The following is a 25,080-nucleotide window of genomic DNA, read 5'->3' on the forward strand; positions in this document are numbered from 1 at the left end:
ATTTAAGCAACTGGCGACGACCAAGCAAGCGCTCGGGCAGAAGATAGTTCAGCCGTTTACAAACCAAGCGCTTGCTTGGTAGTCTCAAAGCACTGTTGCCGGAGGTGGTTATGGAGTTGACTGCGCCAAGAACAATTCGCATCGGTTGCGCCAGCGCCTTCTGGGGCGACACCTCGACCGCCGCCGCGCAACTGGTCGAAGGCGGGCGCCTGGACTACCTGGTCTTCGATTACCTGGCTGAAATCACCCTGTCGATCATGGCCGGCGCACGGATGAAAGATCCCCAGGCCGGGTACGCCAGTGACTTCATCGAAGTGCTCGCTCCTCTGCTCTCGCAACTGGCCGAACAAAAGATCCGCGTCATCAGCAATGCCGGCGGGGTCAACCCTCAAGCCTGTGCAGCCGCCCTGCAGGCCGCCTGCGACAAGGCCGGCGTCGCGCTGAAGATCGCTGTCTTGTTGGGCGATGACTTGCAACCGCAGATCAAACAACTGGGCAGCCTTGGCATTCATGAAATGTTCAGCGCCGCCCCCCTGCCGCCGATGTGTGTCTCGACCAACGCCTACCTGGGCGCACCGGGCATTGTCGAAGCCCTGCGCCTGGGTGCGGACATCGTGATCACCGGACGCGTGGTCGACAGCGCCGTGGTCAGCGGCGCGCTGGTGCATGAGTTCGGCTGGTCGTGGCACGACTACGACAAACTGGCCCAGGCGGCGCTGGCCGGGCACATCATCGAGTGTGGCGCGCAATGCACCGGCGGCAACTTCACCGACTGGCGCGATGTGCCCGATTACGAGCACATCGGTTTTCCCATCGTCGAAGTCAACGCCGACAGCCAGTTCATCGTCAGCAAACCCGAAGGCACCGGCGGCCTGGTCACACCCTTGACCGTGGGCGAACAGATGCTCTACGAAATCGGTGATCCGCGGGCCTACCTGCTGCCCGACGTGGTCTGTGATTTCACCCAGGTCAAACTTGTGCAGCAAGGCAGGAACGCGGTCCGGGTGCACGGCGCAAAAGGCTTGCCGCCCACCGCTCAGTACAAGGTCAGCGCCACGTACCCGGACGGTTTCCGTTGCACCGCCAGTTGCCTGATCGCCGGGATCGATGCGGTCGCCAAGGGCCACAGGGTCAGCGAAGCGATCATCAACAAGACCTCACAGATGTTCAGCCAGCGCGGCTGGGCGCCCTACAGCGAGGTGAACATTGAACTGCTTGGCAGCGAAGCCACGTACGGCCCCCACGGGCAGCGCCAGGACAGCCGCGAAGTAGTGATCAAGCTCGCGGTGCGCCATCCGAACAAGCAGGCATTGATCCTGTTCTCCCGGGAAATCGCCCAGGCCGCCACCGGCATGGCGCCGGGGCTGACCGGGATCGTCGGCGGCCGGCCGACGGTGTATCCGCTGATCCGCTTGTTTTCGTTCCTGATCGACAAAACTGCCTGCACGCTTGAAATTGATCTCATGGGCCAGCGCCACTCGTGCGCCCTGCCCGCCCTCGATGTGCTCGACAGCGCCGACTTGCCCGTGCCGATTGAGCCACCCCGCCCCACGGGACCTGCCGATGCCAGCGTCGCCCTGGTCAAGCTCGCGGTGGCCCGCTCCGGTGACAAGGGCAATCACAGCAATATCGGCGTCATGGCCCGCGACCCGCAGTACCTGCCATGGATCGCCGAAGCCTTGACCCCGGCCGTGATCGTCGACTGGATGAGCCATGTCCTCGACCCGATCCACGGGCGTGTCGAGCGTTGGTATTTACCCGCCAGCCACAGCCTGAATTTCCTCCTGGAAAACGCTTTGGGGGGTGGAGGCGTGGCCAGCCTGCGGATCGATCCGCAGGGCAAGGCCTTCGCCCAGCAATTGCTGGAGATCCAGATTCCGGTGCCACAGCGCATCGCCGACCAGGTCAACTAGAGGATTGCCGCCATGGCTTACGATTCGATTTTCAAAGCCGATCTGTTTGCCGGCCAGACCATCATCGTCACCGGTGGCGGCAGTGGCATTGGCCGCTGCACGGCTCACGAACTGGCGGCCCTCGGTGCGCATGTGCTGCTGGTCGGGCGCAAGGCCGACAAGTTGAAAAATGTCGCTGCCGAGATTACCGAAGATGGCGGCAAGGCTGACTGGGGCACCTGCGATATCCGTGAGGAAGAAGCGGTCACGCACCTTGTCAGCGAATTCATCCGCAAATACGGCCCGATTCACGGCCTGGTCAACAACGCTGGCGGCCAGTACCCGTCGCCCCTGGCCTCGATCAACCAGAAGGGTTTCGAAACCGTTATGCGCACCAATCTGCTGGGCGGATTCCTGATGGCCCGGGAAGTGTTCAACCAGTCCATGAGCAAGCACGGCGGCGCCATCGTCAACATGCTCGCCGACATGTGGGGCGGCATGCCCGGCATGGGCCACTCGGGGGCGGCGCGCTCGGGCATGGACAACCTGACCAAGACCGCGGCCTTCGAATGGGGGTACGCCGGGGTCCGGGTCAACGCTGTGGCGCCGGGCTGGATCGCTTCCAGCGGCATGGACACCTACGAAGGTGCGTTCAAGGCGGTGATTCCGACCTTGCGTGAGCACGTGCCACTCAAGCGCATCGGCACCGAATCGGAAGTCAGCGCGGCGATCGTGTTCCTGCTCAGCCCGGCGGCGGCGTTCATCAGCGGCAGCACCCTGCGCATCGACGGCGCGGCCAGCCTCGGCGGGCGCGCATGGCCGATTCACAAGGCGACCAACAGCCACTCGTACAACGGATTCCACCGCGCGTACTTGCCTGATGTCCTCAAGGACAAGGAATAACCCATGCCGGTGATTGAGTCGCAACTGGACCCCCACAGCGAACAGTTCGCCCGTCATCGTGCGGCCATGCTGGACGCCGTCGAACAGGTCCGTACCCTCGAACAGAACCTGCTGGACAAGGCAGCCGAGGCCAGGCCCGGGTTCGAAAAACGCGGTCAGTTACTGCCCCGCGAACGCCTCAACCTGCTGCTCGACCCGGGTGCGCCATTTCTCGAACTGGCGAGCCTGGCCGGCTACAAGTTGCACGACGACAAGGACGGCAGTTCGGCGGGCGGCGGCTTGATTGCCGGGATCGGCTACGTGTCGGGTGTGCGGGTGTTGGTGGTGGCGAACAACAGTGCGATCAAGGGCGGCACCATTTCCCCTTCAGGCCTGAAAAAATCCTTGCGCCTGCAACAGATCGCCATGGAAAACAAACTGCCGGTGATTACCCTGGCCGAGAGTGGCGGCGCGAACCTCAATTACGCGGCGGAGATTTTCGTCGAAGGCGCGCGCAGCTTTGCCAACCAGGCACGCATGTCGGCCATGGGCCTGCCGCAGATTACCGTGGTCCACGGTTCGGCGACGGCTGGCGGAGCCTATCAGCCGGGGCTGTCGGACTATGTGGTGGTGGTGCGTGGAAAGGCCAAGCTGTTCCTGGCCGGTCCGCCTCTTCTGAAAGCAGCCACCGGAGAAGTCGCCAGCGACGAGGCACTGGGCGGCGCTGAGATGCACGCACAAATCGCCGGCACTGCCGAATACCTGGCCGAAAACGATGCCGACGGCGTGCGCCAGGCCCGCGAGATCGTCAGCCTGCTGCCATGGAATGCGCGCTTGCCGGTGTTGCCTGCCAGGCAATGGCAGGAACCGCTCTACCCCATCGACGAATTGCTCGGCCTGATTCCCGATGATCCGAAAAAACCCTACGACGTGCGTGAGATCGTCGCCCGAATCGCCGATGGCTCGAACTTCCTCGAGTTCAAGGCCGAGTTCGATCAGCAGACCGTGTGCGGCCAATTGACAATCCAGGGGCGCGCCTGCGGATTCATCGGCAACAACGGTCCGATCACGCCCAAGGGTGCGAGCAAGGCTGCGCAATTCATTCAGCTGTGCGACCAGAGCCAGACGCCCCTGCTGTTTTTCCACAACACCACCGGGTTCATGGTTGGCACCGAATCAGAGCAGCAGGGGGTGATCAAGCATGGCGCCAAGATGATCCAGGCGGTGGCCAATGCCCGGGTGCCGAAACTGACCATCGTGGTGGGCGGCTCCTATGGCGCCGGCAACTATGCGATGTGCGGCCGGGGCCTGGACCCACGCTTCATCTTCGCCTGGCCCAACAGCCGCACCGCCGTCATGGGCGGCGCCCAGGCCGGCAAGGTGCTGCGCATCGTCACCGAGGCCAAGCAGGCCAAGGACGGCCTGGTGCCCGACCCGAAAATGCTCGACATGCTCGAACAGGTCACCGCGCAGAAACTCGACAGCCAGTCCACGGCGCTTTATGGCAGCGCCAACCTGTGGGACGACGGCCTGATCGATCCACGGGACACCCGGACCCTTCTTGGTTACCTGCTGGATATCTGTCACGAGGCCGAGGTGCGCTCGCTGCAAACCAACAGCTTCGGTGTCGCGAGGTTTTGATCGTTCCCACGCTCTGCGTGGTTCGCCAGGAGAAAAATAAAAATGATCTTCACCCAGGAACACGAAGCACTGCGTCGCACCGTCCGCCAGTTCGTCGATCATGAGATCAATCCACACGTCGAGGAATGGGAAAAGGCCGGGCGTTTTCCGATCCACGAAATCTTTCGCAAGGCCGGCGACCTCGGCCTGCTGGGCATTTCCAAACCGGAAAAATTCGGCGGCATGGGCCTGGACTACAGCTACTCGATCGTCGCCGCCGAAGAGTTCGGCACCATACATTGCGGCGGGATTCCCATGTCGATTGGCGTACAGACCGACATGTGCACCCCGGCCCTGGCGCGCTTCGGTTCCGATGAGTTGCGCGATGAGTTCCTGCGCCCGGCCATCAGCGGCGAGCAGGTCGGCTGCATCGGCGTCTCCGAAGTCGGCGCGGGGTCCGACGTGGCCGGCTTGAAAACCACCGCGCGCAAGGACGGCGACGACTACGTGATCAACGGCAGCAAGATGTGGATCACCAACTCGCCAAGCGCCGACTTCATCTGCCTGCTGGCCAACACCTCGGATGACAAACCGCACATCAACAAGTCGCTGATCATGGTGCCGATGAACACGCCGGGCATCAGCCTCAGCTCGCACCTGGACAAACTGGGCATGCGCAGCTCGGAAACCGCCCAGGTGTTTTTCGACAATGTGCGGGTGCCACAGCGCAATCGCATCGGTCACGAAGGCGCGGGGTTCATGATGCAGATGCTGCAGTTCCAGGAGGAACGCCTGTTCGGTGCGGCCAACATGATCAAGGGCCTGGAGTATTGCGTCGACAGCACCATCGAGTATTGCAAGGAGCGCAAGACCTTTGGCAGTGCGCTGATCGACAACCAGGTCATCCACTTTCGCCTGGCCGAACTGCAAACCGAGATCGAATGCCTGCGGGCGCTTGTCTATCAAGCCACTGAGCAATACATCAAGGGCCAGGACGTCACGCGCCTGGCGTCCATGGCCAAGCTCAAGGCCGGTCGCCTGGGTCGCGAGGTGACCGACAGCTGTCTGCAATACTGGGGCGGCATGGGTTTCATGTGGGACAACCCGGTGGCCCGCGCCTACCGCGATGTGCGCCTGGTGTCGATCGGCGGCGGTGCCGACGAAATCATGCTGGGGATTATCTGCAAGCTCATGGGCATTCTGCCCGGGAAAAAAAAATGAGTACCCTGCCGGTTTGCCAGACCCTGCTGCTCGATATGCACAACGGTGTGCTGCACATCACCCTCAATCGACCGGACAGCCGCAACGCCATGAACTTGCAGATGGTCAGCGAACTGCGTGCGGTGCTGGCGGCAGTGCACGATGAGCGGGGAGTCAGGGCCCTGGTGGTCGGCGGTGCCGGCGGGCATTTCTGTGCCGGGGGAGACATCAAGGACATGGCCAATGCACGCGCCCAAGGTCCGGGCGCGCACCGCGACTTGAATCGACTGTTCGGTGCGTTGCTGCAAGAGGTGCAGCATGCGCCGCAGGTGGTGATCACCGTCCTGCAAGGCGCGGTGCTCGGTGGTGGCTTCGGTTTGGCCTGTGTCAGCGACATTGCCCTGGCCGATCACCAGGCGCAGTTCGGCCTGCCGGAAACCAGCCTCGGTCTGTTGCCAGCGCAGATCGCGCCGTTCGTGGTGCAGCGCATCGGCCTGACCCTGGCCCGTCGCCTCGCCCTGACCGCCGCACGTTTCGACGGCACCCAGGCACGGCGAATGGGGCTGGTGCATTTTGTCGAGCACGATACGCAGGCATTGGCCGAGCGCCTCGATGAAGTGCTGGCCCATGTGCTGTGTTGCGCGCCCGGGGCGAATGCGGCGACCAAGAAACTGTTGCTGGCGAGCGCCGTGCAGCCATCGGATGCATTGCTCGATGAGGCGGCCGAGTGGTTCAGCGAAGCAGTGACCGGGGTTGAAGGGGTCGAAGGGACCCTGGCGTTCGTGCAAAAACGCAAACCGGGGTGGGCCCTTTAAGCGCTTCGCGAGCAGGCTCGCTCCCACTTTGGAATGCATTTCAACTGTGGGAGCGAGCCTGCTCGCGAAGAGGCCCTCACATTCAACGCAAATCCCTGGGAGCAGAACATGCCCGGATTCAGCAAGATCCTGATCGCCAATCGCGGTGAAATCGCCTGCCGCCTCCAGCGCACCGCCCAGGCCCTGGGCTACCGCACCGTCGCGGTATTCAGCGACGCCGACGCCGATGCCCTGCACGTGCAAATGGCCGACGAAGCGGTGAACATCGGCCCCGCCCCGGTGCAGCAGTCCTACCTGAATATCCAGGCGATCATCGACGCGGCCCGGCGCACTGGCGCGGATGCCATGCATCCGGGCTACGGTTTCCTCTCGGAAAATGCCGCTTTCGCCCGCGCCTGCCAGGACGCCGGCATCACCTTCATCGGGCCCAGCCCCGAAGCCATCGAGCTGATGGGCAGCAAGCGCCGGTCGAAAATCGCCATGCTCAATGCCGGCGTACCCTGCATCGAGGGTTATCAGGGTGCCGAACAGGACGATGCCACCCTCATCCGCGAAGCCGACCGCATCGGCTACCCGCTGATGATCAAGGCCAGTGCCGGCGGCGGTGGGCGTGGCATGCGCCTGGTGCATGGGGCCACCGACCTGGTGCAACAGCTGCGCAGTGCTCGCTCCGAAGCCTTGCACGGTTTTGGCAGTGACGAACTGATCCTCGAGCAGGCCTTGATCGAACCGCGCCATGTCGAGGTGCAGCTGTTCGGCGACTCGCACGGTAACCTGATCTACCTTGGCGAGCGTGATTGTTCGATCCAGCGTCGCCACCAGAAAGTCATCGAAGAAGCCCCCTGCCCCGTGATGACGAGTCCGTTGCGCCAGGCCATGGGCGAAGCGGCGCTCAAGGCGGGACGCGCGGTCAACTATGTCGGCGCGGGCACGGTGGAATTCCTGCTGGATGCGCGCGGACAGTTTTACTTCCTGGAAATGAACACCCGACTGCAAGTGGAACATCCGGTGACCGAATTCATCACCGGCCTGGACCTGGTGGCCTGGCAGTTGAACATCGCCCAGGGACAAGCGCTGCCGCTGCGTCAGGAAGACGTTCAGCTCAAGGGGCATGCCATGGAAGTGCGCCTGTACGCCGAGGACCCTGCGCAAGGTTTCCTGCCACAAACCGGTCGAGTCGCGTCCTGGGAACCGCGCTTGCAGGATGGCGTGCGGATCGACCATGGGCTGATCGAAAGCCAGGAGATCAGCCCGTTCTACGACCCGCTGCTGGGCAAAATCATCGCCCACGGCCAGACCCGTGAAGAGGCTAGGCGCAAGTTGCTGCGGGCCGTGCAGGACTGCGTGCTGCTGGGCGTACAGAGCAACCAGCGCTTGCTCGTCAGCCTGCTGCAACATCCGCAATTCATCGGTGGCGAGTTCAGCACCGGGTTCATCGAGCAGCATTTCGCCGAACATTCCAGTTTGCAGCGCCAGGTCCCGAGTGCCGAACACCTGGCGATTGCCGCGGCGCTGTTCTATCAGGCATCGGCACAGGCGCATCCGGTTGCGCTGGCCGGTTGGCGCAATAACGCCAGCGTGCCGCTGCACTATCGCCTCGCACTGGACGATCAGGACTGGCCGGTGGCGTTGCATGCGGTTCCCGGTGAGCCGCTGCGGGTTGAAGTCGCCAGTCGCCACCTCGAACTTAAGATCATCCAGAGCGACGGCCGCTGGGCCACGGTGCAACTCGACGGCGTCCGCCAGCGTCATGCCTACCGCATGGAGGCCGGGCAACTCTGGTTATTCACAGCTCCCGGCAGCCTGCGGCTGGTGGATCGCACTCAAGCGCCGGCCTGCAGCCAGGCCAGTGTCAGCTGCGGCACCCTCAAGGCGCCCATGGACGGTGCGGTCATCGATGTGCTGGTCAGTGAGGGTTGCAAGGTCAGCAAAGGCCAATTGCTGGTGGTGCTGGAAGCCATGAAAATGGAGCACCCGCTCAAGTCGGGTATCGACGGCGTGCTCAAGCGCTTGCAGGTGCGGGTCGGAGACCAGGTGAAAAACCGTCAGATTCTGCTGGAGGTCGAATAAGCCGCTAGGCGTAACCGCAGGCTTTGGCTACGCTCAAGCCCTATCAGCATGCGGATACCGGGAACCCTGCGATGCCTCACTGGTTGGTCATTGATCTGGAAGCCACCACCGATGAGGGTGGTTGGCCCATTACGGAAATGGAAATCATCGAAATTGGTGCCACCCTGGTGGATCACAAAGGCCGCGAGCTGGATTTCTTCCAGCGTTTCGTGCGCCCGTTGCGGCGCCCCTTGTTGACGCCGTTTTGCCGGGAGTTGACGCACATCACCCAGGCCAATATCGATGCCGCACAGCCCCTCGGCGAAGTCTGGGCGGCGTTCGAGCGCTGGCTGGGCCAACATCACGCGCGGCTTGAAGGCTGGGTCAGCTGGGGCGACTACGATCGCAAGCAGTTGCTCCAGGATTGGCAACGCCTGGCACTCGATAGCGCGTTGAGCCAAGTGCCGCACATGAATCTCAAGCAGCGCTTTGCCAAGGCCCGGCGCCTGGAACGACCCTTGGGACTCAACGGTGCCCTGCAACTGGCGGGACTGCAGTTCAGCGGGCAGCAACACCGGGCGCTGGAAGACGCGCGCAATACCGCACGCCTGTTGCCCCTTGTCCTTGCGCTTTAGAGAGGTGACTAGGCCTTGGGCCTTGTGCATACTGGCCGGCCCTTTTTAGCCCTTTTCGAGGAATCGCCCATGTTTAAAGTCAACGAGTACTTCGACGGCACCGTCAAGTCGATCGCCTTTGGCACTGCTGAAGGTCCAGCGACCATTGGCGTCATGGCTCCGGGCGAATACGAATTCGGCACCAGCCAGCGTGAAATCATGCACGTGGTGTCCGGCGCCCTGACCGTCAAGCTCCCGGACAGCAACGATTGGGAAACCTTCGCCGCTGGCAGCCAGTTCAACGTGCCTGCCAACAGCAAGTTCCAGCTCAAAGTGGCCGTCGACACTGCCTACCTGTGCGAATACCGCGGCTAAAACCCCGGTTTCATCGCAAAAAAAAATGCCCGTGTCCATCGACACGGGCATTTTTCATTGAAGGGTATTTATTCGAGCACGGTGACCGGCATGCCGACTTCGAGCCGGCCATTGCCGTCGTTGACCAGGTTCTGCCCAAACATCGCACCCTCGGCCTGGGCACGGTACTTCTGCAAGGTGGCGAAGGGTTCGCGGTCAGCGCTACGCTCGCCGGTTTGCGGGTCGATAGTGGTCATGATGCAGCGTGAACAGGGCTTGACCACGCGGAACTCGACATCACCGATGCGCAGGCGTTTCCAGCCATCCTCGGCAAACGCCTCGCTGCCCTCTATCACCAGGTTCGGACGAAAACGCAGCATCTCCAGCGGGCGCCCGACGCGTTGCGATAAATCCGCAAGCGATGCCTGGCCAATCAGCAACAACGGGAAGCCATCGGCGAAGGCGACCTGATCGTCGTCCTGGCCATAGCCCGATGCGGTGGTCCGTGCGCGGTCCAGTGGCACCTGCACCAGGCGCGTCGGTTTGCCGATGAACCGGCTGACCCAGGCGGCCGCCGCATCGCCGGCGTCGGGCACACGCAAGCTGTCACGCCAGATGGTCACGCCGCGCAATTGAGCATCGCTGGCGGGCAAGTCGACATCGATCGGCGAATGGCCGGGGGCGCTAAGGGTCAAGCCGCCCTCGGCATTGCACAATGCCGACAGCTGGCTCATCTGCGCTACCGCGCGCTGGGTCAAGAAGCTTCCACTGGCTTCATCCACCAACATCCAGCGTCGATCGCCGTCCAGCCCCAGCTTGTCGAGGCCAACCTGTTGCAGGATCTCCCCTTTGCCGGATTTCAACGGATAACGATACAGCGCGCTCAGACGCAACATGGCCAGCTCCCTGATGGACAAAAAAGCCACCCTATACGAGCTTGGTCAGCGAATCAAAGGTCTCCGACTTTGGAGCCAGGCTTGCGGGCGAAGGCGGTCTTGAAGACGACCATTTTCTTTCAGGAGTACATATCCGTTCCTGCGGTAACGGCCACTTAGGGTTTCGCTCTTACAGCGAGTCACTTGGAAAAACGGAACGCCGCCCGGCCCCAAGTAACCAAGGGCTCTTGCCCCTGACGTTCGGTGGCTCGCTAAGGCTCGCCATGCCCTCGCTCCGGTCCTGCTCCGTGGGTCGCCGCGATGGGCCATCCATGGCCCAGCGCGGCGACCCACGGAGCAATGCCTTCGTTCTGGCATGCCGAGCCCTAGCGAGGCACCGAGTGGTGGGGCAAAAGCGCTTGGGTTACTTTCGCGCTTTTCGAAAGTGACTCGCCGTAAGGGCGAAACCCTAAGTGGCCGTTACCGCAGGAATGGATATGTACTCCGACAACAAATAACAGGTCGCCTGTCAGGCCGCCTACGCGGGCGAACCCGCTCCCACAGGTATCGGGTGCAGCCGAAAAATCCTGGCTGTCAGGCCGGCACCTCATCCAGCACCAAACGCTGGCGCACCACATCAACGAGCTTGTCCGGCTGGAATTTGGAGAGAAAGTTGTCGCAGCCAACCTTCTTGACCATCGATTCGTTGAAACTGCCGGACAGGGACGTATGCAGCACCACGTAAAGGCCACGCAGTCGCGGATCGTTGCGGATTTCGGTGGTCAGCCGGTAGCCATCCATTTCCGGCATTTCCGCGTCGGTGAATACCATCAGCAGCTTGTCGGTCATATTAACGCCGGTATCCGCCCACGCCTTGAGCATGTTCAAGGCCTTCAAGCCATCGCTGGCGATGTGCATCTTCACGCCCAACTGCCCCAGGGTATCGCGCAGTTGCGCCAGGGCCACATTCGAGTCATCCACCAGCAGCACCTCGCGGCCACGGGCGCGTTCCAGCACTGGATCCTCGAGTTTTTCCCGGGAAACCTTGGCGCTGTAAGGTACGATTTCGGCGAGGACTTTCTCGACGTCGATGATCTCCACCAATTGATCATCGACCTTGCTGATCGCAGTCAGGTAATGCTGCCGACCAGCACTGCTGGGCGGCGGCAGAATGGCTTCCCAATTCATATTGACGATGCGGTCCACCCCACCGACCAGGAAGGCCTGTACCGATCGGTTGTACTCGGTAACGATGATCGTGCTGCCAGGACCTGGCACCAAAGGACGCATGCCGATTGCCTGGGACAGGTCGATGACCGGTAGGGTCTGGCCGCGCAAATTGACTACGCCGCAAACGAACGGGTGACGCTGGGGCATCAAAGTGAGCTTCGGCAGTTGCAGGACTTCCTGCACTTTAAACACGTTGATCGCGAACAGTTGCCGCCCGGCAAGCCGGAACATGAGAATTTCCAGGCGATTCTCACCCACAAGTTGCGTTCGTTGGTCTACCGTATCGAGAATGCCGGCCATCGATGACTCCTGGGCTTGTTCGGATGAATTCACTGGATAGAGGGTTATCGGCGGTTTTCGCTGGACCTTGACCCCTTTGGCAAATGCCGCGCCCGGCATTGATGCCACATTAACATCATGCTTTACTGGCGCTGTTATTTCATCTGCTGCATTCTCTTCGCCGCGACCACAGTTCGCGCGATGAGTTCCGTCATGTAAGGGATTCCCCTAGCAACAATCAGGTGCAACCTGATATTCGCGATATCCAATAGCCATTAATGTGACGCCATTCTCATTGCATGAAGTGGAGTCGGGCATTTGTGTGCGATCGCAAACCAGTGGCCAGCCACCCTCTCAAGCGTCCAGCCCGCACTTGAGCCGTTCAGAGCGCGAACTCAAGACACGACACCCTCCTCATTTGACATGACGTTGTGGAGATAAGCATGCCGAACAATCGTAAAGAGTGGGCAAAGCGTATTCCGGAGTTTATCGTCGAGGCTGAAACGCTCCTGGCCAGAACCGAGGAATGCCTGAGTCATCTGCAATTGATCAACAACGACCCGGACGCCATTGACTGCTTGCTCAGCACCCTGCTCAAACTCGCCAGCAAGGCCGATGCCCTCGCTCTCGCCGCCGTGTCAGAGTTTTCATTGCATATCCATGGTTTGCTCAATCACGCCCTGAACCACATGGAACTGCACGACGAAGCCCTGGACGCGCTCAAGGACTGCCTGACGCTGATCGCCTGGCAACTTGAGCTGATCGACCAGAATACCGGGCAGCTCAGCCTTGATGAAACCGAACAGACCACCCTGATCGAAGCTTTCGCGTTCCAGGTCGGCCAGAGTCAATTTCGTCCCCCGGTTAATTCCAGGCCGCTCACGCTCCTTTCTTACACGGAGCGCCAGGCTTAATTTTTTGCAAGTACAATTCAGCGGCAATAGAGAACTGCATCACCAGAATCAATGTCGCAATTGAATACTTCATATCGATCAGCGACACCTCGAAACAAGTAACTATTGCTTGTACAAGTATTTGTCTGTCTGACCCGACTTTTCTGATATGTAACGACCTGAATAATCGAACCCTGCGTGACGACATCCCCATTCCTGCGCGTTATGTCCTGCCCTCCTGGATCTTTATCACAGGCGCGACCAACGGTATCCGAAGTGGTATTATGCCGCCCATTAGTTGACGTCAATTAACGGCAACGATTGCAGCCAACAAGTTGCAGGCCTGATTTCTTATACAAAACTCTGATTTTCTTATACAAAATTCAGTTGAAATCGATAGCTGACCATAAAAATCATCGATCTGTCAGCGAGCATGACCGATCAGCCCGCAGCGAACATCCATTGGCTCCATCCGCTATGTACGCCAGCCTCAAGTCAATTGCCAAATGGCCACCCTCCCGAGAAAACGCACGTCGGTTCACGTTATTGCTGTGTGCCGGTTCGACGCTCGGCAGCCTGCTGGTCTACAGCCTGTCCACGCGCTTGCCGCTGGGCCTGCTGGTACTCGATAGTGCTGCACTGGGCTGCGTGTGGGTGCAGTACCGCCTGTCACGCAAGTCGATCAAGTTCCAGCCCCAGGAGCTGGCCGATCGGTTGCTGCAAGTCCAGGAAAACGAACGCCACCGCCTCAGTAGGGAGTTGCACGACGACATCGGCCAGTTGCTGACGGCGGCAAAACTCCAAAGTGACTGGCTCAAGCGCAGGATGCCCGAAGACCTCCAGGCGCAGTGCTCGGTGCTGTGCGACACGCTCGAGGAAACCCTGGCCAAGGTTCGCGATGTATCGGCCATCCTTAACCCCCGGCAACTGACCAGCCTTGGGCTGGAAGCCAGCCTGCGGGCGCATTTGCTCAAGACGCTGAGCAACACTTCGGTGCACTGGAGCCTGGAATGCCATCAACGACTGACCGGCATCCCGGAAGAAATAGCGGTGGCGGCCTTTCGTATTACCCAGGAAGCCGTCACCAATATGCTGCGCCATGCCCAAGCGCAAAACCTGCTGGTCTGCCTGCAGCGTTTGCCCCAGGGCCTGACCTTGATGATCAGTGACGATGGCCTGGGTTTCGCGCCCGCCACCGACCCGGGGCGTGAGGGACAACGGGGAATGGCCGGGATGTCGGAACGGATCAAACAACTGGGTGGCACTCTGACCGTGACCAGCGAGCCAGGCAAAGGCACTCAAATCGAAGCCCTCTTCCCATGGGCGCCGCGTGCGTTCGAACGGGCCAGTCCGAATAAGGTTATGCATTGACTTGTAACTTACTTCTGGTGGATGACCACTCGCTGATCAGGGCAGGCGTGCGCGCCCTGGTGCTGGATCTTCCTGGCTATGCGGTTATTGGCGAGGCCAATGATGGCTCGCAGTTGCTCGACATGGTCCAGCGACTGTCGCCTGATATCGTGCTACTGGATATTTCCATGAAGCAGACAGGCGGCCTCGAAGCCCTGCAGCAACTCAAGCGAGTCCGCCCGCAGGCCAAAGTGCTGATCCTGTCGATGCACACCGACCCGGCCCTGATCATGCAGGCCCTGGAATCAGGTGCCCATGGTTACCTGCTCAAGGACACCACGGCCACCGAACTGGAACACGCGCTGCACGCCCTGCGTAACAATGAGCGATACCTGAGCCCGGCCATCGCCCATACCGTGATCACCCAGGCATTGAACCGGACCCAGAAAAACCCGGTAGAGTCGCCAGATTCACACAACCTTACAGCGCGCCAACTGGAAATCCTGCGGCTGATCGTGCGCGGAAAATCCACTCGGGAAATCGCCAACGGCCTGGGCCTGAGCGTCAAGACGGTCGAAACCCATCGCTCGCAAGTCATGAAGCGCTTGCAGATCTTCGACGTGGCCGGCCTGGTATTGTTCGCCGTACGAGAGCAGATCATCAGTCTGGATGACTGACAGCGCAGGCTTTGCTCAACAAGGGTGACTGCTCGGGTAAATGCACCCACAACGCTGCCGGCCGGGCCGAGAAACGCAGGCTGTCACCCTCGAGCGGCTCGCCATCAAGGTTGATGTAAAGACCCTCCGAGGACTTGATCTCAACCCATGGCAGGCGGGCACGAACGAACATGTTGTCGATTCCGAAGCCATCGGCCAGCAGGTCTTTCAAGGTGCTGAGCAGCTCTTGCGGCGCCGGCAAAATACTGATGTCGAGCATCCCGTCGTCAGCCAGGGCCTGCGGGCATAGCACATGCCCACCGCCCGCCTGCCGGCCATTGCCGATCCCCAGAGCCAGCAACTCGCCACTCCAGTGGAAATCAGGCCCCTGTAACTCACCATAGGCGGCATGCAACTCACTGAACCGCGACAAACCGGTGAACAGATACGCCGCCCCGCCTAAAACCTTTTTCAGTTCCTCGGAGGTATTGGCCGTAACCTGGCTGCCAAAACCACCAGTGGCCATATTCAGGAAAACCTGCCCACCGACCTCCCCGAGGTCGATGGCACTGGGGGCAACGTCCAGAAGCGCCAGTGCCTCATCCGGCTCCAGTGGAACACCGGCAGCACGGGCAAAATCGTTGGCGGTTCCCAGCGGCATCAATACCAGGCTGGCCTGATGCGACTGTCCGGCCATCGCTTCGGCGATATCGCGCAGGGTACCGTCGCCGCCACCGGCGATGATCTGCCGATAACCTGCATCCAGCGCTTCACCCACCAGCCTTTGCGCATCCCCGGCCTCCCACGTCAATCGAACGGCCAGCTCCCAGCCTTGTTCACGCTTGCTGTCGACGGCGGCCCGAACCGCTTCGTTGAGCGCCTGCTTGCCATGCAAAATCAACAGCGCCTTGCGTTCGCTCATTGTCGTCACTCCCATTATTGAATGGCGTATGGGACATGTGACCTTGCTTCCCTGCGGAAAAGTCGCAAAAAACTGAATTATTTACACTTGAGTCCAATAAGGAGATTTTTCTTACAAAACGTGAGGAAACGGCTCAATTGACCAGAAATGGCGATTGGTCCACTTTTGTGTCAGCGGTTTTCAGTCATCAGCAGGACAGACGCAAGGATGTGCAATGCAACAACATGACATCAGGTCACCGGTGGTTCCGGTGATGCCGCTCGTAATGAAACGGGCCAATCATCAAGCTGAATTCGTCAGCGATGGAAAATCCAGCGGAGAAGTTGATATGCCACATCGCCTCAACGAGCTTGAGACACTGGACACCCTGCGCAGCGACCTGGAAAAGATTCGCAGTGACATCAAGTCCGTCAGGCACAGGCTTGCCTATTCGGCGGTCGGAACAGCCGTAGTGCTGGGACTGCTGGGCTGGATCGCCAACAGCCGTTTTGATCAGGTGGTACTGCTGCTGTTGGCCCATTGATCGGACAGGGGTGCAAAACCCGGCGCGATCGACCGGGCTTGCACGCCTGGCGGCGGCCAGACTCAGCCCAACACTTCGCTCAGCGGGATGAAGTAGACGACATCGCCTGGCACCAGTGTTCGCTCCTCCATGACCTCGACCAGTCCATCGGCCCAGGCCGCACTACGCAGCACACCGGAACTCTGATTGCTATAGATGATGGCCCGGCCGTTCTCCAGCCGACCGCGCAGGTACTCGCGTCGGTTGCCGGCCTTGGGCCAGTCGAACCCAGCTGGCACTTGCACCTTCAGAGGCTCCACTTCCAGGACACCCATGCGCCGCAGCAGATAAGGCCTTGCCAACAAGGCAAAGGTCACCAGGGTCGAGGCGGGATTGCCTGGCAAGCCGATCACCGGTACGCCACGAAAATGCCCGAAAGTCAGGGGTTTTCCTGGTTTGATGGCGAGTTTCCACAGCGCCAGCTCGCCCTCTTCTCTCAGGGCGATACCCAGAAAGTCGGCCTCCCCCACCGATACGCCACCGGTCGAGAGAATCAGGTCGACATCCCCCAACTCGCCCAGGCGTGTGCGCGTGGTGTCCAGGTCATCCGGCAGAATCCCGGCATCAATGACCTCGCAACCCAGGCGCTGCAACCAGCTGCAGAGCAACACACGGTTGCTGTTGTAGATTTGCCCTGGCCCCAACGCCTGACCTGGCTCGATCAGTTCGTCGCCAGTGGACAGCACCGCTACGCGTACCTTGCGAATCACTTCCAGCTCGGCACACCCCAGCGAGGCTGCCAGGCCTTGTTCGATTGGCCCCAGCCGTGTTCCTGCGGGCAGGATCAGTTCGCCCACGGTGGTTTCCTGTCCTTGCGCACGAATGTTCTGCCCGATGACCAGGGTTTCGGTGAAACGTACACGTTCATCCGCCAGGACTTCGGCGTTCTCCTGCATCTCGACACAATCTGCACCGGGCGGCACAGGTGCCCCGGTGAAGATTCGTGCACAGGTGCCCGGCGTCAACTCAACAGGGGCCTGGCCAGCAAACACTTTCTGACTGACGACCAGCGGCTCTGTGTTCCAGTCGGCCACGCGCAGGGCATATCCATCCATCGCGCTATTGGGCCACGGCGGCAGATCGAGGGACGACAGCAGATCATCGGCCAGCACCCGGCCCTGGACTTGCGCCAATGGCAAACGCTCGCGCTCGACAATCCGTGAGGCGTCCGCCATTTCCAGCAAGCGTGCCAGGGCCACCTCGACCGGCATCAGGGTGCCAGTCTTGCCCGGCTTACCCGCGGGATTCACAGGGTGCCGCCTGTTTCAGGTGAGTCACGAAATTGCACGGGCGATGCCGCGAATCCAGCTGCTCGCCAAGAATGCCATCCCAACCGGTGCGTACCGCATTGGTCGATCCCGGCAAGCAGCACACCAGCGTGCCGTTGGCCAGGCCGGCCAACGCGCGGGACTGGACGGTCGAGGTGCCAATGTCCGCCACCGATATCTGGCGGAACAACTCACCAAAACCATCGACTTGCTTGTCGAGCAGGCAGCTCACCGCTTCCGGCGTGCTGTCACGACCGGTGAAGCCCGTGCCGCCGGTGATCAGCACCACCTGTACGACGTCGTCGGCGATCCAGTTGGCAACTTGCGCGCGAATCTTGTAGAGATCATCTTTGAGCAAGACCCGACAGGCCAGGTTATGTCCGGCAGCCGTCAGGCGGTCAACGAAGACCTGGCCTGAGGTATCGGTTTCCAGGGTACGGGTGTCGCTGACCGTCAACACCGCGATGTTGAGCGGTGCGAAAGGTACATCAGCCTTGGCTTTCATAGGCTCGTCCAGTTGTAGGAGAAACAGCCCGGTGTTATATCACAGCGACCCCATTTTTCGCCGCCCCCACGGAGGCCTGCCATGACTTCAAACCCAGCGTTGCCACCCTGCTCCATTTTGCTCCTGGCAGGCGGCCGTGGCCAACGCATGGGTGGCCAGGACAAAGGATTGCTGGAATGGCACGGCGAGCCGCTGATTGCGCATTTGCACCGCAAGACGCGCCCTCTGAGCGATGACTTGATCGTTTCGTGCAACCGGAACCTGGAACAGTACGCGCCTTACGCCGATCAATTGGTCCATGACGACGAAGGCGACTTTCCGGGCCCTTTGGCGGGCATTCTTGCAGGTCTGAAGGCTGCTCGGCATCCACACCTGCTAGTCTTGCCTTGTGATGTCCCGCGCATCGACAACGCACTGCTCACCCGCATGCGCGAAGCCGCCGCCGAGCATCCCGACAAACCGTTGATGCTGCGCCATGACGATCACTGGGAGCCCCTGTTGTGCGTAATTCCCCTGGCCCTGCGGGTTGATTTCGAAACGGCCTGGAAGGAGGGGGAGCGTAGCCCGGGTCGACTCATGCGCAGGCTGGGCGCTACTGCATTGCAGTGCCCCGACAACGATCCGCGCCTGGCAAACCTTAATACGCCGGAACTATTAAGCATGCCACACGGTGTGTCAGACTGAGTATCAAGGAACTTGCACGCGCTGTTTACGTCTCAACCCCAGCAACCAAAAGAATTCATTTTCGGAGACACTTCCATGACTCAACGGACCCTGGCCACTTTCATGCTCGCACTGGGCCTCGCTACCCTCGCCGGTTGCGCATCGCCTACCGTGATCACCTTGAATGACGGTCGCGAAATCCAGGCCGTCGATACGCCAAGCTATGACAAGGATTCGGGCTTCTACGAATTCGAACAACTGGATGGCAAGCAAAACCGCATCAACAAGGATCAGGTTCGTACCGTCAAAGAGTTGTAATTTTCGCGGTGACTACCGGATACATGAAAATGCCCCGACTTGTCGGGGCATTTTTGTATGCAACCGAAAACCCGGTGCTACGGGTTCGGCTCGTTGTTCAGTTTATCCACCCGTGCCAGCGCCTGGGTGGCTTCGGTGATGCATTTCTTGTCATCCTTGGCAGCCCGGGCCGCTTCAGCGCTGGCCTGCATCCGCTTGATTTCCATGGTGGTGTTTTCGGACGTGGCAGGCAGGCTGGTGACCTTGTCCTTGAGTTCCTGCAGCTTGATGGTGCACAGATCGTTGTCTGCGGCATAGACGGAAGAGGACAACATGGCGGCGCAAATCAACATTCCAGCGAAAACAGTGCGTTTCATGAAAATCTCCTTGCTTGGGAGGTCTCGGCGCGCCTGATAACCCTGCGGCGGCGCCAAGTTCATCGGACGCCACATGCGTGGCGCCTGATCAAAAGACTGTAGCGCTGCGCACAAATTCGATTTTTTTGACGCCCTTGCTCACCATTGCAGTGTGATTGCGCTCTCGAATTCCCTGTTCTCGCCGGACACCGGGTCTACAAATTTCAGCCCCTGGGCCAGCAGCTTCAGCGGGTTGGCGTAGTCATCCTGCACATCCTTGAGCACCTGGGGATAAAACGGATCGTTGCAGATGCTCGCGCCCAACGCTGTCATGTGCACCCGCAACTGATGCTTCTTGCCCGTTACCGGATAAAGTCCATAACGCCAGAGATCACCGTTCTTCTCCCGGACTTCGACAGCCGTTTCGGTGTTGCTCGCGCCCGGACCTTCCTGCATGCGAAAGAAAGGCTCGCCATCAATGAGCCGGCTCTTGTGCACCAGGGGGAACGTCAATTCAGGCAATGCCCGGGCAATAGCTTCGTAGCGCTTTTCAATTTTTCGGGTTGGAAACAACGATTGATACGCCGATCGGCTTTGCGGGTTGGCTGAAAACAGCACAAGCCCCGCCGTATGCCGGTCGATGCGATGCAAGGGCACAAGGTGCGGGTTATCCAGTCGACGGATAAGACGGCGCAACAGGGTCTGCTCAACGTACTCTCCCGCCGGGGTCACGGGCAGGAAATGAGGCTTGTCTGCCACGACCAGATGCTCGTCCGCGTACAGGATCGACTCGACCACCGGGATCGATTTTTCATCCGGCACTTCGCGAAAATAGTGAATCCGCAGGCCTTCCTTGTAAGGCAGGTCCAGGGCAATGGGCGCACCCTGCCCATCGAGAACGCGTCCGCGAGCGATTCTGTCCAGCCACTGTTCACGACCGATGGCGCTGAAGTGCTCGCACAGGCAATCGAAAACGGTCTGCCACGGGCCAGGCGGCAAGTACAACGTGCTGGCCTGGCTGTGTGCAGCAGAAAAAGATGAAGTGGACATACAAAAGCTCTTACCTTGAATGCAGAGCGGCATTATCCAACAGCAACGCAAGCGAACCTAGCGCAGAATCCTCAAGCCGGTATCTGCGCACGCCCGGCTGCCTCGGTGTACTCCTTGAGCCAGCGCAACACGTCGACCGCCTCCCAGCGACCCGGGTCATACAGTGCATACAACAACCCCTGATAGCCCACGACATCCAGCTGCCGGTGATAGCCTGCACGCTGAAACAAGGCTTCGATTTCAGCGAAACAGGTATTGAAATGCAGCTTGTTGAAGGGTGTCTTGCCCTCCGTCACCAAGCCGTCCAGACGCAATTCGGCGACGGCTTCGCGTACTACATCCACCGACATGCGGTTAACGCTGCTCTTCAATTGTTCGACATTGACCACGACTCACCCTCTCACGCCCGGATTTGCCCCGCTCAAAGCCGAAAATCAGCGCAGACAAGGCAACAACCCGAATAACTGTATGCGCATACAGTATCCGAATCCGGCCAATTAAGCCAAGGGGATAGAACCTGAAGTTCGACGGGCGGAACAAAATCATTAACGCAAGAAGGCCACCACTTCGTCGGGACTGAAGGGCCAACCCAGTTCCGAGCCAGTGTCGACCCGACGCAATACCGGAATGCGCAGGCTGTAGGCCTGGAACCATGTTTCGTCTTCAGCGATGTCCAGCAGCTCCACCAGCAAGCCATGCTCGACAAAATCCATCAACATGGCTTCGGCCACTTCGCAGAGATGGCACCCAAGCGTGCCGAACAGCTGACATTCAGGAAGCATGAGCGCTCTACCAAAAAATTAAGAGCCTATTCTAGGCCTGCCCCGAAATGCCGTCGAGCCAATGAATCCACGGTTAATCCTGGCTGACGGCGCCGATCTTGTGCACCGACAAGTCCGCGCCGTAATACTCTTCTTCCTGGCTCAGGCGCAAACCATGGAACGCCTTGATCACGCCATACACCGCAAAGCCACCGGCCAGCGCCACCACCACACCCAGTGCAGTGCCGATCAACTGGCTGAGCAGGCTCACACCGCCCAAGCCACCCAGGGCCGCCTGGCCAAAAATGCCGCAGGCAATCCCGCCCCAGGCGCCACACAGACCATGCAGCGGCCAGACGCCCAACACGTCATCGATATGCCATTTGCCTTGCGCGGCCGTAAAGCACCAGACAAACAGCGCCCCGGCGATGGCACCGGTGGCCAGCGCACCCACCGGGTGCATCAGGTCGGAGCCGGCACAGATCGCCACCAGGCCGGCCAGTGGACCGTTGTGCAGAAAGCCCGGGTCGTTGCGCCCAACGATCAGCGCCGCCACCGTACCGCCGACCATGGCCATCAGCGAGTTCACCGCTACCAGCCCGCTGACCCCTTGCAGGGTTTGCGCGCTCATCACGTTGAAACCGAACCAGCCAACGATGAGAATCCACGAGCCCAATGCCAGAAACGGGATGCTCGACGGCGCGAACGCCACCAGCTTCCCTTCGCGATAACGCCCATTGCGTGGCCCTAACAACAGCACTGCTGCAAGCGCCAGCCAACCGCCCATGGCGTGCACCACCACGGAACCGGCAAAATCGTGGAAGCTGGCGCCCAAGTGCTCCAGCAGCCAGGCCTGCAGACCCAGGTTGCCGTTCCAGATAATGCCTTCGAAGAAGGGGTAGATGAATGCCACGATCAACGCCGTCGCGCACAACTGCGGAACGAACCGGGCACGTTCGGCGATGCCACCGGAAATGATTGCCGGGATCGCCGCGGCAAAGGTCAGCAGGAAGAAAAACTTCACCAGGCCGTAGCCGTGATCGGCATTGATCACTGCCGCCGGTTGCATGAAAGTGACCCCGTAGGAAATCCAATAGCCTATAAAGAAGTAGGCCAGGGTCGAAACAGCGAAGTCGCTGAGAATCTTCGACAAGGCGTTGACCTGGTTTTTTTGCCGAACCGTCCCGACTTCAAGAAAGGCGAACCCGGCATGCATGGCCAGTACCATGACCGCGCCGATCAGGATGAACAACGTATTGGAGCTATGGACCAGGGTGTCCACAGCGCTTTGCAGATTTTCCATGGATTTGGCAGACCTTAAGGCTGAAAAAAGCACCAAAGCAGTTCGCGCGGGCAATCCATGCACCAAGTTGAGACTTCAACAAGTCTCTCCCAATGAACCGTTTTGGAGCACAGGGTTCATCAAGGCCAATCACGACCGGGACATTCGCGCGGGTTTCGATTGTTTGAGTTAAGGTTTTACGGGAAGCTTGCCCAGCAACAGCGCAACAGCGCGGGCTGACGCACCACGACACAGCAAAAGTTGTACCAGTCATTTGTACTGAACCTTCGCATAAGGCTCATACTCGAACGATTCAGACGCCACTTATGGAGATCACCAATGGCCAGCATCAAGGCAAAGACTGCTCAAGAAATTTTGATGAGCGATTTTCAGACACTGGTCAGCGATACCGAACGGTTGCTGGAGCACACCGCCTCCCTGGCCGGTGACCAGGCCGATGAATTGCGCGACCAGATCCACGACAGTCTGCTGCGTGCACGTGAAACCCTGAAGCTGACCGAAGACTCCCTGCGCGAACGCGGCAAGGCTGCCGTGACCGCTACCGAGGACTATGTCCAGGCCAACCCATGGCAATCGGTCGGAATCGCGGCCGGCGTGGGCTTCCTGATTGGCTTGCTAGCTACTCGGCGCTGATATGGCCATCGATGAATCCGGCTCGTCCGGGACAGGCCCAAGTTCCTCACCGCGGCGCCTGGGTGCCGCTTTCCTTGGACTGCTGCACAGCCATGTCGAATTGTTCGGCATCGAACTGCAGGAACAAAAAGCCCGCACCGTGAGCCTGTTGCTGTTTGCAGGCCTGGCGCTGGTGTTTGCCTTGCTGTTGCTGGTGGGATTGTCGACCCTGGTGCTGATCCTGTTTTGGGACACTTACCGCTTGCCTGCCATCATCGCGCTTTGCGTGTTCTACACCCTGGCATGCGTCTTCTGCGGCATGCGCCTGAGAGCGGCGATCTTCGATGAGTCCTCGCCGTTCCATGGCACGCTGGAAGAGCTGGCCAATGATCGGGAGCGCCTGCTGCCATGAACCTGCCTGAACTGCCTCGAAACAGCTCGCGCACGGAAATGCGCAAGGCACTGATACGCCTGCGCATGGAAATGCATCGCCAGGAGATCCGTCACGAATCCGCGCAACTACTGCAACCCCTGCAGCGGGTACGTGGAATGACCCAAAGCCTGCAAGACGGGTTCGGCATCAAGCATGCCCCGCTGTGGGGCGTGGCCGCTGTCACCCTGCTGGGGTTTCTGAGCGGCAAGGGCGCCAGGAAGGGCAACGGCGTGGGTAGCCTGGCCCGACTGGTCCGCCTGGGCACCACTCTGGGGCCTCTGGTCAAACTGGTCTTGCAAGGTTCTTCGCGCAAACACTGACCCTGTCAGTATCTGGCTACATTCTTGCAGTACCCACGGGATCGAACCTCTCCATCGAGGGGTTCAATCCTACGCGCCTATCCGGTGACCCGGGCTTTATCCAAAAACAAGATCCATCAAGGAGGCCTTGTGATCGACGGGCAACCGCTCGCCTGCTTTCAGCCGTTCATCGATACCGCCACCGGCGGTATCGCCGGCGTGGAGGCATTGGGCCGACTGCGCCGGGCCGACGGCCAACTGGTTTCGGTCGGGCCGCTGTTCGCTGATCCCAGAACCAACGCCGTTGCCCTGCGTCGGCTGGACCGCCAGCTACGCGATAACGCGCTGAGCCGCCTGCATGAAGCACCCAGCGACTGGTTTCTCAGCCTGAACATTTCTCCGCTCTGGATCAGCCGCCTACGCCCGGACCAACCGTTGCCGAGCCTAGGCCAGCTGCAAAAGCATGGCGTCGATCCGCAGCGCATCGTTTTCGAAATCACCGAACTGGGTGGTGACGTCCAGCGCCTGGCTCATGTGGTGGCCCGCTATCGGCAAGCCGGCGCACGGATTGCCATCGATGATTTTGGCGCCGGGTACTCTCAACTCGATCGGGTTCTGGCGCTGCAACCGGACATCCTAAAACTCGATATGCGCCTGTTCCAGGCGGCGGCTCTGGGCGGGCCCAGCAGCGATGTGGTCAAGGCCCTTGCACAAATGGCGGAAAAAACCGGTTGCTGGATCATTGCCGAAGGCGTGGAAACCGAAGCGCAACTGAATTTTGCCCTGGAGTGCGGCTCACGTTACGTCCAGGGGTTTCTGTTTGCCGGGGCACAAGCGGATTTCTTTGCCGCTGACGCCTTCGTCGAGCGCTTTGCGCATCTTCGCCAGCGCTATGTGCAGCAAAAGCTGGCCGAGCGCGTTCGCCTGAAGATCTTGCGCCAGCAACTCAGTGAGCTGATGGCGATCCTGCAGGCCTGGGCACAGGCCAGGGCGCCCCTGAGTGCCCTGCCACAACTGGAGGCCTTTCCCTGGCTACTGCGCTTCTACCAGTGCGACCGTCACGGTACGCAGATGACGCCCAACCTGGAGTGGCGCAATAGCGAGTGGGTCGCCGACAACCGCTATCTGGGCCATAACTGGTCGTGGCGTCCGTATTTCTATCACCTGCTGGCGCAGGGTTGGGACGAGTGTCAGCTGACCCTTTCCAATACGTATCGCGACGCCACCAGCAATCAGTACTGCCTCACCGCCGGGCAATTTTTCGACAACGGCGAACGCCTGCTGCTCATCGATATCGATGCCGTGGGGCTGTAGTGACACTTGCAGGTAACGACGCGAAC

At 60.2% G+C, this 25,080-nt stretch carries 28 protein-coding genes; 18 read left to right on the top strand and 10 right to left on the bottom strand.

Annotated elements, in window-relative coordinates:
* The first annotated feature begins 110 nt into the window (after positions 1–110).
* The 8 genes from PSUM_RS23105 to ppnP all read left to right on the top strand — a co-directional run bounded on the left by PSUM_RS23105 (position 111) and on the right by ppnP (position 9,447).
* Positions 111–1,913, top strand: a complete 1,803-nt coding sequence (locus PSUM_RS23105) for an acyclic terpene utilization AtuA family protein (protein ID WP_083349602.1) — start codon at positions 111–113, stop codon at positions 1,911–1,913.
* Positions 1,914–1,925: 12 nt separating this feature from the next.
* Positions 1,926–2,795, top strand: coding sequence for an SDR family oxidoreductase (locus PSUM_RS23110; RefSeq protein ID WP_020796139.1), 870 nt, complete (start codon positions 1,926–1,928; stop codon positions 2,793–2,795).
* A gap of 3 nt (positions 2,796–2,798) precedes the next feature.
* The gene (gene atuC / locus PSUM_RS23115; protein ID WP_083349603.1) at positions 2,799–4,415 is read left to right on the top strand and encodes a geranyl-CoA carboxylase subunit beta; all 1,617 of its coding nucleotides are present in this window, start codon (positions 2,799–2,801) and stop codon (positions 4,413–4,415) included.
* Between the two features lie 42 nt (positions 4,416–4,457).
* Positions 4,458–5,615 carry a citronellyl-CoA dehydrogenase gene (gene atuD, locus PSUM_RS23120; RefSeq protein WP_083349604.1) on the top strand — a complete coding sequence of 386 codons (1,158 nt, stop codon included), beginning with the start codon at positions 4,458–4,460 and terminating at the stop codon, positions 5,613–5,615.
* On the top strand, positions 5,612–6,409 hold the full coding sequence (locus PSUM_RS23125; protein ID WP_020796142.1) for an enoyl-CoA hydratase/isomerase family protein: 798 nt from the start codon (positions 5,612–5,614) through the stop codon (positions 6,407–6,409). Before atuD ends, PSUM_RS23125 begins: the two co-directional genes overlap by 4 nt.
* Before the next feature lie 108 nt (positions 6,410–6,517).
* Positions 6,518–8,479 (top strand): acetyl/propionyl/methylcrotonyl-CoA carboxylase subunit alpha, encoded by a 1,962-nt coding sequence (locus PSUM_RS23130; RefSeq protein ID WP_083349605.1) that lies wholly within the window; start codon positions 6,518–6,520, stop codon positions 8,477–8,479.
* A gap of 71 nt (positions 8,480–8,550) precedes the next feature.
* Positions 8,551–9,093, top strand: coding sequence for a 3'-5' exonuclease (locus tag PSUM_RS23135; RefSeq protein ID WP_033042085.1), 543 nt, complete (start codon positions 8,551–8,553; stop codon positions 9,091–9,093).
* Between the two features lie 69 nt (positions 9,094–9,162).
* Positions 9,163–9,447, top strand: coding sequence for a pyrimidine/purine nucleoside phosphorylase (gene ppnP, locus PSUM_RS23140; RefSeq protein WP_007973461.1), 285 nt, complete (start codon positions 9,163–9,165; stop codon positions 9,445–9,447).
* 68 nt (positions 9,448–9,515) lie between these two features.
* Here the strand turns inward: ppnP and PSUM_RS23145 are convergent, their stop codons facing one another.
* Both PSUM_RS23145 and PSUM_RS23155 read right to left on the bottom strand, forming a co-directional pair.
* Positions 9,516–10,322, bottom strand: coding sequence for an MOSC domain-containing protein (locus tag PSUM_RS23145; RefSeq protein ID WP_083349606.1), 807 nt, complete (start codon positions 10,320–10,322; stop codon positions 9,516–9,518).
* 573 nt (positions 10,323–10,895) lie between these two features.
* The gene (locus tag PSUM_RS23155) at positions 10,896–11,831 is read right to left on the bottom strand and encodes a chemotaxis protein CheV (RefSeq protein ID WP_020796832.1); all 936 of its coding nucleotides are present in this window, start codon (positions 11,829–11,831) and stop codon (positions 10,896–10,898) included.
* A 422-nt stretch (positions 11,832–12,253) separates the two neighbouring features.
* Here PSUM_RS23155 and PSUM_RS23160 point away from each other — a divergent pair, with 422 nt between their 5' ends.
* The 3 genes from PSUM_RS23160 (at position 12,254) to PSUM_RS23170 (ending at position 14,730) form a co-directional block, all read left to right on the top strand.
* Positions 12,254–12,724 (top strand): hypothetical protein, encoded by a 471-nt coding sequence (locus tag PSUM_RS23160; protein WP_020796831.1) that lies wholly within the window; start codon positions 12,254–12,256, stop codon positions 12,722–12,724.
* Between the two features lie 456 nt (positions 12,725–13,180).
* A complete protein-coding gene (locus tag PSUM_RS23165; RefSeq protein ID WP_083349607.1) occupies positions 13,181–14,074 on the top strand; it encodes a sensor histidine kinase in 894 nt (297 codons plus the stop codon).
* Entirely contained in the window at positions 14,071–14,730 is a 660-nt protein-coding gene (locus tag PSUM_RS23170) for a response regulator (RefSeq protein WP_083349608.1), read from the top strand. Before PSUM_RS23165 ends, PSUM_RS23170 begins: the two co-directional genes overlap by 4 nt.
* Here the strand turns inward: PSUM_RS23170 and yegS are convergent.
* Positions 14,714–15,631, bottom strand: a complete 918-nt coding sequence (yegS, locus tag PSUM_RS23175) for a lipid kinase YegS (protein ID WP_083349609.1) — start codon at positions 15,629–15,631, stop codon at positions 14,714–14,716. The genes PSUM_RS23170 and yegS overlap by 17 nt on opposite strands.
* Before the next feature lie 214 nt (positions 15,632–15,845).
* On the opposite strand from yegS, the gene PSUM_RS23180 reads away from it, so the two are divergent.
* Positions 15,846–16,154: a hypothetical protein gene (locus PSUM_RS23180; protein WP_020796827.1), complete on the top strand. Its 309-nt coding sequence runs from the start codon at positions 15,846–15,848 to the stop codon at positions 16,152–16,154.
* Positions 16,155–16,216: 62 nt separating this feature from the next.
* Here the strand turns inward: PSUM_RS23180 and PSUM_RS23185 are convergent, their stop codons facing one another.
* A complete protein-coding gene (locus PSUM_RS23185) occupies positions 16,217–17,443 on the bottom strand; it encodes a molybdopterin molybdotransferase MoeA (protein WP_083349610.1) in 1,227 nt (408 codons plus the stop codon).
* Positions 17,427–17,966, bottom strand: coding sequence for a molybdenum cofactor biosynthesis protein B (gene moaB / locus PSUM_RS23190; RefSeq protein ID WP_020796825.1), 540 nt, complete (start codon positions 17,964–17,966; stop codon positions 17,427–17,429). Before moaB ends, PSUM_RS23185 begins: the two co-directional genes overlap by 17 nt.
* A gap of 81 nt (positions 17,967–18,047) precedes the next feature.
* Between moaB and mobA the strand changes: the two genes are divergently transcribed.
* Both mobA and PSUM_RS23200 read left to right on the top strand, forming a co-directional pair.
* Complete coding sequence (gene mobA / locus PSUM_RS23195; RefSeq protein WP_020796824.1) at positions 18,048–18,650, top strand: molybdenum cofactor guanylyltransferase MobA; 603 nt, start codon at positions 18,048–18,050, stop codon at positions 18,648–18,650.
* Between the two features lie 75 nt (positions 18,651–18,725).
* Positions 18,726–18,947 (top strand): YgdI/YgdR family lipoprotein, encoded by a 222-nt coding sequence (locus PSUM_RS23200; protein ID WP_020796823.1) that lies wholly within the window; start codon positions 18,726–18,728, stop codon positions 18,945–18,947.
* Between the two features lie 77 nt (positions 18,948–19,024).
* Here PSUM_RS23200 and PSUM_RS23205 read toward each other — a convergent pair whose 3' ends face one another.
* The 5 genes from PSUM_RS23205 to PSUM_RS23225 all read right to left on the bottom strand — a co-directional run bounded on the left by PSUM_RS23205 (position 19,025) and on the right by PSUM_RS23225 (position 22,396).
* A complete protein-coding gene (locus tag PSUM_RS23205; RefSeq protein WP_020796822.1) occupies positions 19,025–19,303 on the bottom strand; it encodes a hypothetical protein in 279 nt (92 codons plus the stop codon).
* Between the two features lie 138 nt (positions 19,304–19,441).
* Complete coding sequence (locus PSUM_RS23210; RefSeq protein ID WP_033044817.1) at positions 19,442–20,332, bottom strand: pseudouridine synthase; 891 nt, start codon at positions 20,330–20,332, stop codon at positions 19,442–19,444.
* A gap of 71 nt (positions 20,333–20,403) precedes the next feature.
* A complete protein-coding gene (locus PSUM_RS23215) occupies positions 20,404–20,721 on the bottom strand; it encodes a hypothetical protein (RefSeq protein WP_020796820.1) in 318 nt (105 codons plus the stop codon).
* A gap of 156 nt (positions 20,722–20,877) precedes the next feature.
* Positions 20,878–21,114: a glutaredoxin family protein gene (locus PSUM_RS23220; protein WP_083349611.1), complete on the bottom strand. Its 237-nt coding sequence runs from the start codon at positions 21,112–21,114 to the stop codon at positions 20,878–20,880.
* A gap of 73 nt (positions 21,115–21,187) precedes the next feature.
* On the bottom strand, positions 21,188–22,396 hold the full coding sequence (locus tag PSUM_RS23225; protein ID WP_083349612.1) for an ammonium transporter: 1,209 nt from the start codon (positions 22,394–22,396) through the stop codon (positions 21,188–21,190).
* Between the two features lie 318 nt (positions 22,397–22,714).
* On the opposite strand from PSUM_RS23225, the gene PSUM_RS23230 reads away from it, so the two are divergent.
* From PSUM_RS23230 to PSUM_RS23245, 4 genes are all read left to right on the top strand, one after another.
* Complete coding sequence (locus PSUM_RS23230; RefSeq protein ID WP_008055105.1) at positions 22,715–23,029, top strand: ElaB/YgaM/YqjD family protein; 315 nt, start codon at positions 22,715–22,717, stop codon at positions 23,027–23,029.
* A gap of 1 nt (position 23,030) precedes the next feature.
* Positions 23,031–23,420: a phage holin family protein gene (locus PSUM_RS23235; protein ID WP_020796816.1), complete on the top strand. Its 390-nt coding sequence runs from the start codon at positions 23,031–23,033 to the stop codon at positions 23,418–23,420.
* Positions 23,417–23,761, top strand: a complete 345-nt coding sequence (locus tag PSUM_RS23240; protein ID WP_020796815.1) for a hypothetical protein — start codon at positions 23,417–23,419, stop codon at positions 23,759–23,761. Before PSUM_RS23235 ends, PSUM_RS23240 begins: the two co-directional genes overlap by 4 nt.
* A gap of 129 nt (positions 23,762–23,890) precedes the next feature.
* Positions 23,891–25,054 carry an EAL domain-containing protein gene (locus PSUM_RS23245; protein WP_020796814.1) on the top strand — a complete coding sequence of 388 codons (1,164 nt, stop codon included), beginning with the start codon at positions 23,891–23,893 and terminating at the stop codon, positions 25,052–25,054.
* The last annotated feature ends 26 nt before the right edge of the window (positions 25,055–25,080 follow it).

It is taken from the genome of Pseudomonas umsongensis (assembly GCF_002236105.1).
Taxonomy (GTDB): Bacteria; Pseudomonadota; Gammaproteobacteria; order Pseudomonadales; family Pseudomonadaceae; genus Aquipseudomonas; species Aquipseudomonas umsongensis.

Excerpts from the sequence above, each read along its gene's own strand:
- PSUM_RS23105 (WP_083349602.1), top strand. The coding sequence starts at position 111 with ATGGAGTTGACTGCGCCAAGAACAATTCGCATCGGTTGCGCCAGCGCC.
- PSUM_RS23110 (WP_020796139.1), top strand. The coding sequence starts at position 1,926 with ATGGCTTACGATTCGATTTTCAAAGCCGATCTGTTTGCCGGCCAGACC.
- atuC (WP_083349603.1), top strand. The coding sequence starts at position 2,799 with ATGCCGGTGATTGAGTCGCAACTGGACCCCCACAGCGAACAGTTCGCC.
- atuD (WP_083349604.1), top strand. The coding sequence starts at position 4,458 with ATGATCTTCACCCAGGAACACGAAGCACTGCGTCGCACCGTCCGCCAG.
- PSUM_RS23125 (WP_020796142.1), top strand. The coding sequence starts at position 5,612 with ATGAGTACCCTGCCGGTTTGCCAGACCCTGCTGCTCGATATGCACAAC.
- PSUM_RS23130 (WP_083349605.1), top strand. The coding sequence starts at position 6,518 with ATGCCCGGATTCAGCAAGATCCTGATCGCCAATCGCGGTGAAATCGCC.
- PSUM_RS23135 (WP_033042085.1), top strand. The coding sequence starts at position 8,551 with ATGCCTCACTGGTTGGTCATTGATCTGGAAGCCACCACCGATGAGGGT.
- ppnP (WP_007973461.1), top strand. The coding sequence starts at position 9,163 with ATGTTTAAAGTCAACGAGTACTTCGACGGCACCGTCAAGTCGATCGCC.
- PSUM_RS23145 (WP_083349606.1), bottom strand. The coding sequence starts at position 10,322 with ATGTTGCGTCTGAGCGCGCTGTATCGTTATCCGTTGAAATCCGGCAAA.
- PSUM_RS23155 (WP_020796832.1), bottom strand. The coding sequence starts at position 11,831 with ATGGCCGGCATTCTCGATACGGTAGACCAACGAACGCAACTTGTGGGT.
- PSUM_RS23160 (WP_020796831.1), top strand. The coding sequence starts at position 12,254 with ATGCCGAACAATCGTAAAGAGTGGGCAAAGCGTATTCCGGAGTTTATC.
- PSUM_RS23165 (WP_083349607.1), top strand. The coding sequence starts at position 13,181 with ATGTACGCCAGCCTCAAGTCAATTGCCAAATGGCCACCCTCCCGAGAA.
- yegS (WP_083349609.1), bottom strand. The coding sequence starts at position 15,631 with ATGAGCGAACGCAAGGCGCTGTTGATTTTGCATGGCAAGCAGGCGCTC.
- PSUM_RS23180 (WP_020796827.1), top strand. The coding sequence starts at position 15,846 with ATGCAACAACATGACATCAGGTCACCGGTGGTTCCGGTGATGCCGCTC.
- moaB (WP_020796825.1), bottom strand. The coding sequence starts at position 17,966 with ATGAAAGCCAAGGCTGATGTACCTTTCGCACCGCTCAACATCGCGGTG.
- mobA (WP_020796824.1), top strand. The coding sequence starts at position 18,048 with ATGACTTCAAACCCAGCGTTGCCACCCTGCTCCATTTTGCTCCTGGCA.
- PSUM_RS23200 (WP_020796823.1), top strand. The coding sequence starts at position 18,726 with ATGACTCAACGGACCCTGGCCACTTTCATGCTCGCACTGGGCCTCGCT.
- PSUM_RS23205 (WP_020796822.1), bottom strand. The coding sequence starts at position 19,303 with ATGAAACGCACTGTTTTCGCTGGAATGTTGATTTGCGCCGCCATGTTG.
- PSUM_RS23210 (WP_033044817.1), bottom strand. The coding sequence starts at position 20,332 with ATGTCCACTTCATCTTTTTCTGCTGCACACAGCCAGGCCAGCACGTTG.
- PSUM_RS23220 (WP_083349611.1), bottom strand. The coding sequence starts at position 21,114 with ATGCTTCCTGAATGTCAGCTGTTCGGCACGCTTGGGTGCCATCTCTGC.
- PSUM_RS23225 (WP_083349612.1), bottom strand. The coding sequence starts at position 22,396 with ATGGAAAATCTGCAAAGCGCTGTGGACACCCTGGTCCATAGCTCCAAT.
- PSUM_RS23230 (WP_008055105.1), top strand. The coding sequence starts at position 22,715 with ATGGCCAGCATCAAGGCAAAGACTGCTCAAGAAATTTTGATGAGCGAT.
- PSUM_RS23235 (WP_020796816.1), top strand. The coding sequence starts at position 23,031 with ATGGCCATCGATGAATCCGGCTCGTCCGGGACAGGCCCAAGTTCCTCA.
- PSUM_RS23240 (WP_020796815.1), top strand. The coding sequence starts at position 23,417 with ATGAACCTGCCTGAACTGCCTCGAAACAGCTCGCGCACGGAAATGCGC.